16 protein-coding genes and 1 tRNA gene are annotated in these 13,884 nt (G+C 44.9%); 11 read left to right on the forward strand and 6 right to left on the reverse strand.

Annotated elements, in window-relative coordinates; translation table 11 throughout:
• Positions 1-35: 35 nt before the first annotated feature.
• Complete coding sequence (locus tag ACVA58_RS12510) at positions 36-980, forward strand: NmrA family NAD(P)-binding protein (protein WP_446510768.1); 945 nt, start codon at positions 36-38, stop codon at positions 978-980.
• 107 nt (positions 981-1,087) lie between these two features.
• Here ACVA58_RS12510 and tyrS read toward each other — a convergent pair whose 3' ends face one another.
• Positions 1,088-2,272 carry a tyrosine--tRNA ligase gene (gene tyrS / locus ACVA58_RS12515; RefSeq protein WP_446510769.1) on the reverse strand — a complete coding sequence of 395 codons (1,185 nt, stop codon included), beginning with the start codon at positions 2,270-2,272 and terminating at the stop codon, positions 1,088-1,090.
• A 216-nt stretch (positions 2,273-2,488) separates the two neighbouring features.
• On the opposite strand from tyrS, the gene ACVA58_RS12520 reads away from it, so the two are divergent.
• From ACVA58_RS12520 to ACVA58_RS12565, 10 genes are all read left to right on the forward strand, one after another.
• A complete protein-coding gene (locus tag ACVA58_RS12520) occupies positions 2,489-3,382 on the forward strand; it encodes a LysR family transcriptional regulator (protein ID WP_446510770.1) in 894 nt (297 codons plus the stop codon).
• 93 nt (positions 3,383-3,475) lie between these two features.
• A complete protein-coding gene (locus ACVA58_RS12525; RefSeq protein ID WP_446510771.1) occupies positions 3,476-3,946 on the forward strand; it encodes a DM13 domain-containing protein in 471 nt (156 codons plus the stop codon).
• 26 nt (positions 3,947-3,972) lie between these two features.
• On the forward strand, positions 3,973-4,218 hold the full coding sequence (locus ACVA58_RS12530) for a Rho-binding antiterminator (RefSeq protein WP_446510772.1): 246 nt from the start codon (positions 3,973-3,975) through the stop codon (positions 4,216-4,218).
• Positions 4,219-4,517: 299 nt separating this feature from the next.
• The gene (locus ACVA58_RS12535; RefSeq protein ID WP_446510773.1) at positions 4,518-4,946 is read left to right on the forward strand and encodes a DeoR family transcriptional regulator; all 429 of its coding nucleotides are present in this window, start codon (positions 4,518-4,520) and stop codon (positions 4,944-4,946) included.
• On the forward strand, positions 4,930-5,298 hold the full coding sequence (locus ACVA58_RS12540; protein WP_446510774.1) for a hypothetical protein: 369 nt from the start codon (positions 4,930-4,932) through the stop codon (positions 5,296-5,298). The genes ACVA58_RS12535 and ACVA58_RS12540 overlap by 17 nt, the downstream gene beginning before the upstream one ends.
• The gene (locus ACVA58_RS12545; RefSeq protein WP_446510775.1) at positions 5,295-5,756 is read left to right on the forward strand and encodes a DUF1349 domain-containing protein; all 462 of its coding nucleotides are present in this window, start codon (positions 5,295-5,297) and stop codon (positions 5,754-5,756) included. The genes ACVA58_RS12540 and ACVA58_RS12545 overlap by 4 nt, the downstream gene beginning before the upstream one ends.
• Positions 5,757-5,835: 79 nt before the next feature.
• On the forward strand, positions 5,836-6,225 hold the full coding sequence (locus tag ACVA58_RS12550; protein WP_446510776.1) for a VOC family protein: 390 nt from the start codon (positions 5,836-5,838) through the stop codon (positions 6,223-6,225).
• 54 nt (positions 6,226-6,279) lie between these two features.
• Positions 6,280-6,924, forward strand: coding sequence for an HAD family hydrolase (locus tag ACVA58_RS12555; RefSeq protein WP_446510777.1), 645 nt, complete (start codon positions 6,280-6,282; stop codon positions 6,922-6,924).
• A 121-nt stretch (positions 6,925-7,045) separates the two neighbouring features.
• Entirely contained in the window at positions 7,046-7,741 is a 696-nt protein-coding gene (locus ACVA58_RS12560; protein ID WP_446510778.1) for a DUF4336 domain-containing protein, read from the forward strand.
• 115 nt (positions 7,742-7,856) lie between these two features.
• Positions 7,857-7,947, forward strand: a tRNA-Ser gene (locus tag ACVA58_RS12565).
• 136 nt (positions 7,948-8,083) lie between these two features.
• On the opposite strand, the gene ACVA58_RS12570 is transcribed toward ACVA58_RS12565, so the two are convergent.
• The 5 genes from ACVA58_RS12570 to ACVA58_RS12590 form a co-directional block, all read right to left on the reverse strand.
• Positions 8,084-9,007, reverse strand: a complete 924-nt coding sequence (locus tag ACVA58_RS12570) for a ParB/Srx family N-terminal domain-containing protein (RefSeq protein WP_446510779.1) — start codon at positions 9,005-9,007, stop codon at positions 8,084-8,086.
• A gap of 9 nt (positions 9,008-9,016) precedes the next feature.
• On the reverse strand, positions 9,017-10,030 hold the full coding sequence (locus ACVA58_RS12575; protein ID WP_446510780.1) for a manganese-dependent inorganic pyrophosphatase: 1,014 nt from the start codon (positions 10,028-10,030) through the stop codon (positions 9,017-9,019).
• A 97-nt stretch (positions 10,031-10,127) separates the two neighbouring features.
• On the reverse strand, positions 10,128-11,162 hold the full coding sequence (locus ACVA58_RS12580; protein WP_446510781.1) for an HlyD family secretion protein: 1,035 nt from the start codon (positions 11,160-11,162) through the stop codon (positions 10,128-10,130).
• Positions 11,163-11,165: 3 nt separating this feature from the next.
• Positions 11,166-12,479 carry a glycosyltransferase family 2 protein gene (locus ACVA58_RS12585; protein ID WP_446510782.1) on the reverse strand — a complete coding sequence of 438 codons (1,314 nt, stop codon included), beginning with the start codon at positions 12,477-12,479 and terminating at the stop codon, positions 11,166-11,168.
• Positions 12,466-13,824, reverse strand: a complete 1,359-nt coding sequence (locus ACVA58_RS12590; protein ID WP_446510783.1) for a TackOD1 domain-containing metal-binding protein — start codon at positions 13,822-13,824, stop codon at positions 12,466-12,468. The genes ACVA58_RS12585 and ACVA58_RS12590 overlap by 14 nt, the downstream gene beginning before the upstream one ends.
• Between the last annotated feature and the right edge of the window lie 60 nt (positions 13,825-13,884).

Raw genomic sequence — 13,884 nt, forward strand, 5'->3', positions numbered from 1 at the left:
ATTTTCGTTCAATTAAACCAGATGAGAATAACGCTATGTCCAATATAAAAAAACAAACAATCGCGATTATTGGTGCAACAGGTCAAATTGGTTCGCCTTTGACCCGCACGTTACTCGACCTTGGGCATGATGTAATTGCTATTACGCGTAGCTTGCAAACGGGGCCCATGAACAAGTTACAAGTATTTGCAGATAAGGGAGCCCGAATTGTCGAAGTGGCAGATATGCACGATAAAGCGCAAATGGTCGCGGCGATTCAGGGGGCAGATACTTTGGTTTGTGCAGTGCCTGGTGATCAAACCATCATCAGTGAGCTAGAGCCAATTTGGTTAGAGGCTGCGGTCGAGGCTGGTGTGAAGCGTTTCGTTCCTACCGAGTTTGGGTGCCATACCCGAGGTGTAGACTATGGGGACGGGATTTTATTTGATTATAAGAAAGATCTGCATGAGAAGATCTTTAAATCTGGTATCGGCTGGACCTTTATCTATACCGGTGGGATTTTTGATTATTTTCTACCGAACCTGCGTTTTTTCCGCAGCATCACCACTTTTGGTAATATGGAACAACCAATTTATACCCATGAAATTAATGATATCGGTCATATAGCTGCTCTAGCCGTTACAGACCATCGCACCATGAATCGTTGTGTACAGATGGATTACAACGTGCTGACGCAAACAGAGATGCTAGATCTGGTACATCAGTACCATCCAAATCATCAATTTGAGTATGAGCACTTTTCATCAGAGTTCATTACAGAGCAACGGCTTACAGCCAGTGATGAGGTTACAGCGAAGAAGGGGGCCGAAACAGATCGTGAACGGTGGGGGATCAATTACGTTATTTATGTCATTGGTAAGTTGGCTAATTTTACTGATGAGACGCTGCGAGCAACAGAACTTTACCCAGACTATCACGTAAGTAAAACACCGCAGCAAGTACTCGCCGATCCTGCTTTTATTTTTGACGCTGAGAAATAATTAGCAGTGTTATATGCCGCCTAATATTTGGCGGCATATAACGTTCTCAATTCTTGTTGGAACTGGAGGGGTAAGGTCATACGTACTAATTCAGTACATTATAAGGGCTAGATAACTTTAATCTTGGCAACACGTCGCTTACCCACTTGGTAAATACTTTCGCCTACCGGAAGCTCAAATGAAGTATCCTCAACCTTGATCCCATCAATTTTGACGGCGCCTTGCTTGATCAAACGAATTGCCTCAGAAGTCGATGCGGTTAGCTCAGCTTGTTTAAGTACCTGACTAATGGTTAACCCGTATTGCATTTCAATCGTATCTAGATTGTCTGGCAGGACCTTTGCCGCGAAACGTTGGTTGAACATCGACTCGGCGCTATTGGCCTCTTCATCAGAATGGAAGCGGGCGACGATCTCTTTGGCCAGCAACACCTTGATCTCTTTAGGGTTACGTCCCGTGTCGATATCCCGCTTAAACTGTTCAATTTCATCCATGCTGCGAAACGACAATAACTCAAAGTAGTTCCACATCAAGTCGTCAGAAATCGACATCAGTTTTCCGAACATTTCCTCAGCAGACTCAGTGATACCAATGTAGTTTGCCGCTGATTTTGACATTTTCTTGCTGCCATCGAGGCCAACCAGCAATGGCATGGTGATCACTACCTGTGGCTCCATTTTGTGCTGCTTTTGTAACTCTCGGCCCATTAGCAGGTTGAAGGTTTGATCCGTACCACCCAACTCAATATCGGCTTTTAGTTCAACAGAATCGTAGCCCTGAAGCAGAGGGTAGATGAATTCATGGATGCCAATCGATTGTTGCTCGGCGAAACGCTTTTTGAAATCCTCTCGCTCAAGCATTCTGGCCACGGTCTGGCAGGCGCTGAGTTTTAACATGCCCTCGGCACCTAGTTGAGATAACCAATGGGAGTTAAAGACGATCTCGGTTTTGGTAGGGTCGAGAATCTTGAATACTTGCTGCTGGTAGGTCTCAGCATTGGCGAGAACCTGCTCTGTCGTTAGCGGTGGACGAGTGGTGTTCTTTCCACTTGGATCACCGATTTTACCGGTAAAATCGCCAATCAAGAAGACAACTTTATGGCCCAAGTCTTGAAACTGTCGTAACTTATTAAGAATAACTGTGTGACCAAGGTGAATATCCGGCGCTGTTGGATCGGCACCAAGTTTGACCACGAGTGGTCGGTCTTTTTTTAGTTTTTCAATCAATGCTGATTCAGGGGTAACTTGCTCTGCTCCTCGGTGGATAAGAGCAAGGGCTTGGTCAATATTCATCGTAGCTCCGCCAGTCGTTAAGTTCAGAGCTTATCTATCATTTATCCTGATACTCTGATTGTTGATATTGTGTCAATTCGTAGCTCGGTGTACTAACATTCCACCGCGCTAATTGATGCCTCAGCGTATCAAAAAATATTTCAGGTGAAAGTTAGCAGCTATCACAACTTGTGATAGCTTGTTTGTGATTAATGATTTGGAAGTGAGCAATCCGTTATGTACAGCTTTGAGCAATTGAAAATGTTTGTCGCCGTTTGTGAGTGTGGGTCATTTTCGGCTGCTGCAAGAAAGTATAAACGGGCACAGTCAGGGGTCAGCCAATCGGTATCGAATTTGGAAATCGCGTTGAATCAAACCTTGTTTGACCGTTCGAGCAATATGCCGAGATTAACGGCCCAAGGAGAAGCGCTGCTACCCATTGCTCGTTCAATCCTGTTACAGCAGCAACGTCTGGATCAAAAGGTAATGGCTCTGGATGCTGATGAAGAGCATGAGTTGGTGGTTGCGATTGAGGAAAGCCTGCTTGAACCTGAATTGCTTAGCCAAATTGTCGCTATTGGCGAGCAGCATCCGATGACCAATATTGAGTTAATCTCGGCATCAACTTTCGATATCAAAACAATGGTCAGTGAGGGAAAGGCGCATGTTGGTGTGGTCTATTCCGATGGCAAAATGCTGGAAGATACCGAGTTTGCTACGGTAGGTTATAACCGTTTTCTGACCTTGGCTGCGCCTCAGCATCCGCTTGCTGACAAGGTAGCACTTAAAGATGGTGATTTGCGCAACTATCGCCAAGTTGTGCAGCGGTCTTCCAGTGGTAAGGAATTGTGGTTTAGCTACGCCATTAGTACACAGGTTTGGTACGCCAACAATCATCAGCTTTTACTGGAACTGGCTGCTCAAGGGCTTGGCTGGGTGATCGTTCCTGAACGTTTGGCTGCACCTTATGTTGAACAAGGAAAGTTGATTATATTGGATCTTGCTTTCGAACCGGATGGTTGGTTGACAACGGTTGATGTGATCCAGACCCGCCGTCATACCGAGGGCCCAGTACGCCAAGCTTTACTGCATATTTTAGAAAAGGCGCTCGCTTCTAAACAGAGGCTGTAAGTTTCGGCGCTATAAACCTAAGCTACCTCACTGTTTTTGCTATAGTTCAAATGTACGGGGTTGAACTTACTCAGCGTTAGCAAGGAGGCTGACATGAAACGAATTATTGGACTGATATTCACTCACATTATTGCGGTAGGGATTGGCTTTGCACTTGGCATTTATGCCCTGCCGATATTGATAGCGCCAGATGCACCATCTGTATCAACCATTCAATCGGTCGAGGCGAAAGCGCAGTTTACAGCCACGTTTGATAAAGATCGCCAAGACAGTGATTTCCTGCATTGGGGAGAAGGAAAAGTTGCACTGGCTGCAGATAGCATCAGCTTTATCGGCGAGTTAGCGCCGGGACCTGATTATAAGCTCTATCTATCACCTGAATTTGTTGAAACAGAGGATGACTTCAATCGTCTTAAATCGTCTATGGTAAAGGTGGGTGATATCAAAACCTTTGATCAGTTCATGTTGCCGCTGGACGAAAGCGTTGAGGTTGCCCAATACAATACAGTTATTGTGTGGTGTGAAACCTTCGGTCAATTTATAACTTCTGCTCAGTATCAGTGATGTAATATCAGTAAAAGGAACGCCAAATGGTCACTTGTCATCAAACTGATTATGTCGAAATTGCTTGTATGTATTTTTATCCCGTCAAGCTGACCTTGAAGTCAGGGCAAGAGGTGGTTGGAACTGCACTTGATACCAAGTGGAATACAAGCAAAGAAGAATGTATTGAGATTCAAACAGAAGACTCGATAGAGCTGGTTGTGCTTGAAGCTATCTCGACACTCGAAGTCCAAATTGATAATCCACATTTTAGCCATATTGCTTTTGATTGATCTATCCAAATACCATGCAACCAACTGGGCGAAGTGAAGTATCTGAGTGGATATAGCGGCGACGTCGAGTAACTGGATGCTTCCGACCTCCTTTCAACTATCGACGCTAATTTTCTCGAAGTCGCAATCTAGCGATTTAGATTAGCTAAATGTCGTTCTCTTCATGCGTTTTTTTGCAACAAAATCTCTAAGTAATCAATCAGTGTGCTTTTTAGTGCGTTACTTTGCGCTTTACTGCATTTAATTGCGGTTTTCTGCAGTTTACAATGCAGGATATCGCATATTTACGAGATTAGGTTATGGCAGAGTCATCCCTTGATTTGAACAATCCTGTTACACGGCAAAATTGGCTGCTAGAGCAACTAGGCAAAGGCAAAACCTTGATAGCCAAAGAGGTAGCCGAAGAGCTTGGCGTATCGCTGGACACTATACGGCGTGATCTGATTGCACTGGAACAACAAGGCGAAGTTAAGCGTGTAAAAGGGGGCGCCATAGCCAGCTCTGTCCCAGATCGGCCGTTTATCGATAGGATAAAAGACGCCGATGTCTGGTTGTCTGGCAGTCAATCGTTGCTTCAATCTTTGCTCGACGGAGTTGAGACGCTGTTCCTCGATGGTGGCACATCGATATTGAAAGTAGCCAATGCAATTCCAGTAAATAGTTCAATCACCGTCATTACCCCGTCGCCGGTTGTCGCCGGTTGTCGCCACGGTGTTGCTGGAGCGTAACATCGAGACAATTTTACTTGGCGGGCGGATCCAACCGTCGGGAGCCATTGCAACAGGGGCGACAACAGTGCGTGAAATAGAAAGAATATCGGCCGACATGGCAGTACTTGGTGTTTGTGGGTTAGACAGTGAATTTGGCCTCACGGCTGATGATTTGGCTGAGGCTGAAGTCAAAACAGCTATGGCAAATCAAGCCGCTCGCATCGTCGCCTTGGCAAGTCAGCAGAAACTTAATCGGCGCTCTCCTTACAAAGTTGTTTCAACCGATAGGCTGGACGTGATTGTGACCGATGCCGAGCCTGAAATGACTGCCATTTTTTCACAACTGAACGTTGAGGTAGTCAGCGTATGACAAATATATCATCTGCTATTTTAGCGCCTCTTACTGTTGAGCTGCTCCAGTGGCACAACCCGCCTTTATGTTTTGAGCAATCAACGGATCAAATGATGATTGAGCCACACGGTGAGGCTGATTGTATCCGCTCATTTGAATCGACCATTGCCGACTCGGCTAGCTTTCTTTTTACCCCGGTATCCGGTGATTTTACGTTCCAGGCCAAGCTAAATTGTGAACTTGTAGGGCTTTTTGATGCTGGTGCTTTGATGATAAGGGAAAGCGCTGAACGTTGGGCCAAGATATGCATTGAAAAATGTGCTGATGGCAACTTGGCGATTGTCTCGGTGGTGACTGATGGGTGGTCAGATGACACCAATAACGAAGTACTAGAAAGCGCCGAGGCTTTTCTGCGTATTACCCGAAAGGGCAACATGATAGGCCTGCACTATAGCCTTGATGCAAAGTGTATGTAGAACAAGTGCAGTTGACTGACAAGGCTGTATCAAACTTTCGTAATGGCGAATAGTGCCAGTATCTAATTAGGAGATAGAAATGAAGATTGAACATATTGCTATGTGGGTACGTGATCTAGAAGCAATGCGGTCTTTTTACCAAACCTATTTTAATGCCGAATCTAATGAAAAGTACGTCAACGCCAAGAAGGGCTTCTCCTCATATTTTTTGAGCTTTGATAAAGGAGCCCGTTTGGAAATCATGCACAATGATGCAATTCCAATGACTGCTGATGACCCTATGGCTCAGTTTACTGGGTTGATCCATCTGGCGATGTCGGTCGGCTCAGAACAAGAGGTTGATGCATTAACCGCTTGTTTAGCCAAAGACGGTTATAACTTAGTTGATGGTCCAAGGCGCACAGGCGATGGATACTATGAAAGTGTTGTTTTAGATCCAGAAGGTAATCGATTGGAAATAACGCTTTGATCGCATCCCTTTAAGCCAACCACCACAAACCACCCCCGAACTTTAAGGAAGGATATGAAAGAAGTAAAAGCGGTATTGTTTGATATGGATGGCCTGATCTTTGATACCGAAGGCTTGTACAAGGCCTGTTGGCAATATGCAGCTGAAGAGCAAGGATTAGGTTTAACGGATGAAGACTATCAGTCCTTTATTGGGGTTCAGGATGTAGAGTGTGAACGTCGAATTGTGGTTAAGTTTGGTGAGGCATTGGATCTCGAGCGTTTTTGCCAGGTTAGGGATGCGATGTTTCATGTCGAGCAAGATAAAGGGATCCCATTTAAACCGGGTTTCAGCGAATTGTTTGCAGACATTAAACAAAAATGGCTGAAATGTGCCCTTGTAACCTCTTCACCCCGAAAAAAAGTGGAACATCATTTTGCCGGCACCGACTACCTCTCGCTGTTTGATATTATCGTAACGGCTGAAGATGTGAAGAACGGTAAGCCTGCACCGGATTGTTACTTGATGGCGAGTAGCCAGCTAGATATCGCGCCAGCTAATTGCTTGGTGCTGGAAGATTCAAACAACGGTATGCGCTCAGGGTTAGATGCCGGCTGCCAAGCGATGATGATCCCTGACTTGTTAGTGCCTGCGAGTGATGTTGTGTCAAGATCTGCGTTAATTGGTGAGTCATTGCTGGAAGTTAAGTCATACCTCTAAATTTCAGCGAATCGCAAATTGGCTATTCTGTGATCTAGAAGCATGTCTTTGCTGTAGCCTCTGGCACTATACTTGAGTGGAAACAGTGGTTTAATGGATGCTGATAACGAGCGGGGATTGCATGCGACAGATTGGCGAAAATATTTGGGTTCATGAAGACTCAATGAAAATGATGGGGACTAAACTTGGGCTGAGGATGACGGTTGTCCGATTACAGGACGGTCGTCTTTGGGTACATTCACCGACTGCTATATCGTCTTCTCTGCAGCAAGCGATCAATGAACTAGGTCCTGTCCGTTTCTTGGTTGCAGCCAATAATCATCACAGTAGATGGCTACAAGATTGGATAGAAGCCTATCCCGAAGCTGAAGTGTATGTCAGTGCTGGTATTCCTCGTAAAGTACCACTATCGAATTATCATATTCTGCAGAGTGGAATGGAGAATGTTTGGCAAGATGATCTGGAATGGCTAACCATGCCGTCAGTGCCGTTGTTCAATGAAACGGTTTTCTATCATCGTCGTTCTAATTCGTTGATTGTGACAGACTTGGTGCAAAATTACCCTGAAAATCCGAATAACCCCGGTTTTGCTGGAGCTATGACCAAGTACGTCTTCGAACCGATTGGTTTCAAAGGGTGTTGCGTCGCACCGCCGTTGAAAATGGGGTTCACTCTAAAAGACAAACCGGCTTTCAATCGATTTATTCAAAGTGTGCAAGAGTGGGACTTTAATCAGATTATCGTCACACATGGCGATATTATTGAAGAGGATGCCAAAGCTAAATTTGCTTCTTTATCTTCACGATTTGTTTCATAGATAACTGGTTTAGTAGTTAATTTCAGCGCTCTGTTGTGATAGTGAGCGCTTATCTGTTTTAGTGATATTTTTTCTTTACACCCAGCATCGAACTCCGTATTATCCACCGCACAAAGGAGAGATGGCTGAGTGGTTGAAAGCACCGGTCTTGAAAACCGGCATACGTTTGTAGCGTATCTAGGGTTCAAATCCCTATCTCTCCGCCAAATTTAGAAAGCCAGCTTAATTGCTGGCTTTTTTACATCTATAGCTTGGTAGCCAATGGGATAGAGTGCAGTAAACTCCCATTTATTCGCCAAATAAAAAGAAGCCGCTGAGAAATCAGCGGCTTCTTTGCTTCAGTTACTGCAGCCTCGCTTTATAGCCCAGCATATAGTTGAGCTTGCTGGTCTCTTTGGTCATTATCTTGAAGCTATCTTCATTAAATGACGGGAACTGTCCCATTTGTTGTGCAGATAACCCTGAACCACCAAGATTCTCCGTTTTCATGGATAGGATAACTTCTGCAGCTTCTTGTACCGCTTGCATATAGCCTTGCTGGGAGTCCAAATCAAATCTGTTTAAATCAAATACTGGCTTGAGTTCTTTTGCCCAGTAAAACTCCAGGAAAGGAACCGGTTGTTTCGGCTTGTTCCAGCTTACCCCCCGAGAGAAGTACATCAGCGAGCGGAAAGGGTCGTTGGCAAAGTTAGCCATTCCGAGGCTGGAAGGTAGTTCGTTGTTTGTGATTGCTTGGTTGTTGAGGTCGAACAGCCAAGTGTTTTTGTCTACTTCAAGCTGCTCCCAAAACGTATCCATGTCTTTTAGGTGACGATAATCTTTATCGACTAATACATTGACCTTAAAGCTGCTACCGCCGCCAGCCATGTGCCAGAAAGTATTGAATGTGTGGTGGCCATCGGTGAGAAAAAGTGTATTGTCAGGCGCAATGACAACTGTCTTCATGTCTTTGCGTTTTTGACCTGCTGCAGCTTCACAAGTAAAGCTCTCCGATACCGCTGGTTGTGATTGCTCATTGAATTCACTTATCCCTTTTTGGCCATTTGCTTCGCAGATTTCATCAAATTGTTTTTTTATATCATGCTGGTAGCGACCAAGTTTGTAGTAAATTTGATCATAGCCGACTGATGGCTGAGTTGGCTTTAAATCAGCTAAGGTCGCTAGGTATATATCCCCTTCGCTAAGGGCATTAACATCCTGAGCCCAAGCAGTTGGAAGAGTTAATGTTACTGCTAGTACGAGTATAGAGGGACGTAATAGAGTCATACTCTTCTCCTACAAGCTCTCGATAGCATTTTGGATAGCAGGGCCAATCTGGCGCTTGCGCGAGGTGACGCCTTCCAGCGTTAGCATATTGTCCTCTACGTCAGTATTGAAAGCGGCTTTGATGACGGTAAAGTCATTGTTATCAACCCATAGCAAGTTGGCTTTTTTATCTTTGGTATCGGTGATAGAGAAGAATAGATGGTCAAGCTCATTGGCTTGCTTGTGTGCTTTCATTGCGGCTAACAGGTCTTTCTTACGGTCAATCAACTGCTGGGCGGTCAACGTTTCTGCCACACCAATGCCTACTTTCTTACCGCCATATTCAAAGTTTTTGTAATCCATGGTCAAAATGGTATCGGCAGAAAGGTGGCTAAGATCAGATTTGGCTATTAGCATCTGCTGGCCGAAGTCTTCTATATCGCTGATACCAGCAATGGCCGCGAGCTTGTCAGCATAGTGATGATCATAGTCAGTAGTGGTCGATGATTGGAAGACCACGGTATCAGACAGGATGGCACCTAAGCCGACACAAGCCAGGTGTTTGGGTAAGGTAACATCAAGCTTCTCGGCATTGTCTGCCAAAATCGTTGCCGCTGAACCCCAGCCGCGGATATCCATCGCAACAAGTTGCGGTGTGTTGATAGGCGAACCGCCAATGGCGTGGTGATCAATTACAGCAACAATAGAGCCTTGATCAATGGTTGGGGCCAATTGAGTCACTTGGTTAAAGTCGACAAGGCCGACTTGGAAATTTGCATAATCAGATTCGATGCGTGGCACTTCAGCGTTACAGTAATTAAGAACAAACTCTGACTCAGGGTTAATTTTCTCAGGTACGGTCGCAGTACCACCATAGATATGGGCCGCCAGCATGGCTGAAACGACGGTGTCTGTATCTGGGCTAAGGTGTCCAGTCCAGACTAAATTATCCGTATTGTTGTTGGCTGGTTGCTGCAAGTCGAAAGCGTAGCTAGTTGAACTGACTGAAACGAGAATGGCTGCAACGAGAGGTGAAAGCTTCACGGTAATTTCCCTATCTATTTCATAAAAGTGAAAGCAAAAACTACCCTTGTTTGTTTGCAGAAATATTTCAATACGTTAGAACGACGTAACTAAATGACTAGAATTGCACTTCTACTTCCATCCCTTCGATCCAATACTTTTGCTCCAGTGCTCCTTCGAAGCGTAGAGTGACTTTTAAATAAGCAGGTTGTCCCTCAAACGGGCGCTGAAGCTCCTGCGGTAATTTATTAACGATTTCGACCGGTTTGCTTACAGTCGCATTCATTTTTTTCCCATCAGGAAAGGTGACAGTTGCACTGTTATCCATGTCGCTGTACTTCAGGTACTTGGGGTTGAGGAAGGCGATAATGTCTGGGGTAGTGTTTCGTGCCACCGTGATCAGTGGTGAATCGACGGTAATTCTCTCGCCTTCCAATACGTGGATATCGATGACCCGGCCGTTAATTGGACTCCGAATAGTGAGGTTGTCTTGCTGGGCGCGTTTGACGACCAACTCCTGCATTAACGCCCTATATGCTTGACTCACAGGCCCTGCTAGAGCCATTTCCTTTAAATGGCGCTGGGCTTCAATATAGGCCAATTTTTGGTTATATAGCTGATTGTTGAGTGAACTGCTGATATTGATTATTGCGGCATAGTCAACTTCAGAGACATGGCCTTTTGCCCTGAATGTGTCGTAATTTCGCTGAATTGTCTGGAATTTTTGTAAACTTTGTTCCGATTGTGCAATGGCAGCCTGATAGAGCTTGTCTATTTTTGGCGAGGGAGGGGAGAGTTTAAGTAACTCTTGCTCTATAAAACGGGTTTCTTCATCAAGCGCCGGATCAGACAGCAAAATGATGGCTTGTCCTTTTGTCACTGGTTTTCCAACAACTGTCGGCAGTGGAGCAACGAGACTATTGTCAGCAGAGGTGATGGTGACTGGGTATGACGTAATAATGGCTGGAGCGATAACCAAGACTTGGGTGCGGAACAGATAATACCCCATGATGATGAGTGGGCTGATCACCAAGGCAAGGATCAGGTACCAACGTAGTTTATAACCGCTACGTTTGGCCTGTCCGTAGACGACTTTAACGCCACTTTCTGATTGCGGCTTTTTTTGCTTGTCGAGGTGAAATTCAACCTTCATTGTTTAGAATTTTTTCCCCCGTTTTAGTACCCACCAAGGTGCCATACTGGACTCTTCATGGCCGCGTCGGACAACTTCATTAATCATGGCAAAAGCGGTCAATAGACGCATGAGGAATTGATAAATGGGATAAAGAGGGAGCCAAATAGCCATTTTATAATCACTTTTACGTTCAGAAACCAAGCCGTAATACACAATAAAGAATAGCAATGAAAAGAAGAGGTATACGAAGTACAGCAGCATGCAAAGTGCTAGTACGAAAGCAAGTGGGTAGGAAGCAACGATATACACTGTATAACCAGCCACAATGATGGGGAGCAAGACATTTTGTATGACGCCGTATGCTAGAGTGAATATAAAGTTTCCCCATCCCAATAATGATGGTGATAAACCTTCACTATGCTTGCGCAGAAAAAGAAACAGGAGATCGCCGTCCCATCTTAATCGCTGCATGATTAAGCCTTTCAAGGTGTCTGGAACGTCAGTATGGCCAACCGCATGAGGTGAAAAGTTCAGTTGGTAGCTGGGGTAGCGTACCTTGTATTGCTTTAGCCGCATGGTCAGGTCGAGATCCTCGGCTGTGTGGGTGTCCCATCCTCCAACCTGTTTGAGTATCTGGGTTCTAAACGCGCCAAATGCCCCCGAAATGTTATTTAATACCCCCCAGTTTGCCATTCCCGTTTTTCCAGCCTGCATGGATAACATGTACTCCAGTGACTGCATGCGGGTGAGGAGGTTAGCGTTGTGATTTCGTACTCGCAAAGCACCGCCGCAGGCAATGGTTTGAGGGGAGGAAAAAACGTGGGCCATGTTATAGGCCATATCGTTATCAAATGATGTATCGCCATCAACATTGATAACAAGCTGACCTTTTGCCATGGCAAGCCCTGCGTTGAGGGTGGATACTCGCCCTCCGCGTTGCCATTTAGGGATAACATTTATTTGTCGGTTTTTTCTGTTTATATGACGCTGTTTACTTCGAATCGCGGCAATATAGGTATCGTGGTTTTGGCTCGCTCCGTCAACCACGGCCAGTATCTCGATATGTCCCGGATATACTTGCTCGACGAGGGTATCTATAGTGATTTGTATGGCATCGCCTTCACCGTAGCAGGTAATAATGAAACTGATACTGGGATAATGAGAAGGCGCTGGAGGGGAGGGCTTGAAAGCCCAGCGGAAAATTCCTGTAATGACCAGTAGGTATAGCGGCAATTCGACGATGAGTAACATTGGAAATAGAAGAAGCCATACTTCGTGGTTGTTACGCAACACGAGAACTAAATATTCTAAGATATTCAAGCTATCTGGCAGCATAGATATTACCTACGGTTTCAGCGAGCCATATCTTAACCCCGTCGTTAATGCTTGGATCCGGTATTTTGAATGCGGATACATGCAGAGTAAAAAGATCATCTTCAATTAACTGGGTAAGCTTTTTTATTTTGTCTTGTAAAACAGGCATTGTTGATACCTTGGTTTGAGGCATTAACACCAACAGCACATCTTGTTTGTACTGACAGCAGATATCGGTATCGCGAAACAGGCCGTTTAGTCTGTTGGTAATTTGGTCGAGTAAGGCAAACAGTTTACTGTCACCATACAGGCTGCTGTACTCCTCTAGTCTAGGCAGGTACATGCTGAGCAGCAGGTGTTCATCATTATGACGTAAGGCGACTTTGTTTACCCACAGCAGGATATTCTCAAAGTAACCGGCATCGACTTTACCTTTAATCGACAGATCCGGAGCCTGCAACATCTTGCCATGCTGGTAGACATATTCTCCGAGTTGACCTAGTTTGAGTTGATGTATTTTTTGTACAATCAGTTCAGCGATTTCTGTTTGCGTTTCACAACTTAGGCAGTGACTGAGTGTTTCTGCTTCTACAAACAAATGAGAGCAGTTATGGCAGACATGCGTTTCCAATGGTCGGTCGTAGTCCACCCCAATATGTCGCAATTGGGTCATACATTTAGGGCACTCTAGTTTCCCTTTGCGAAGAAAACTTTTCTGCTCACCAACGTGACCGCAGGTAAAGCAATGCAGTGAGGTTTGTACGTCGATATCGATACTTTTGCAGTTAGGGCAAACTTCAACATAGTTAAGGTGTCCGCTATTACATTGTTTGCATACCCTTATGCGGTCGATGAGGATTTCAGCTTCCAGCATTTCACGGTTAGTTTCGGTCATGATAAAGCGGTAGCTCGAATATAGATTTGGGTAGAGATCTTCGACGATGGGGTAGCGATAAATCGATAGCGAATCGAGCTTTTTAACGGGTTTTACTCTTCGTTTCCGGTTGATGCCAAGCCAGCCAACCAGTGGTTCTATTTTCTCAATATCAGGCAGTTTGCTTAGTTTTATCTTGGTGTTTTGCCAGTGTTCAAACGCGATTTTTTCGTTGAAAACACCGTCAGTTAAACACTCACTGTAGGGATTGTTTTGCACCACGAACGTTGACCAAGACCAAAATTTTGGATGGCTAAACATAGTATCAAGTGCTTTGTTTTGCGCATTGGGATCCTCAAGGTTGATACACAAGATCCCCCCCCATATATCAGGTAGGTCATCCACAGTTCCTACCATCCCTACTTGTTCAAACAATATAACGTCAGGGAGGTTACCTCCTAGCCAGTATAAGCATTTGTCTGTTGATGGCATATAACTGTCCTGATGGTTTCCAAGAAAAAAAGATCACTCGGCAATAGAGGATGAATGCTA

This window comes from Photobacterium sp. DNB22_13_2 (assembly GCF_052873915.1).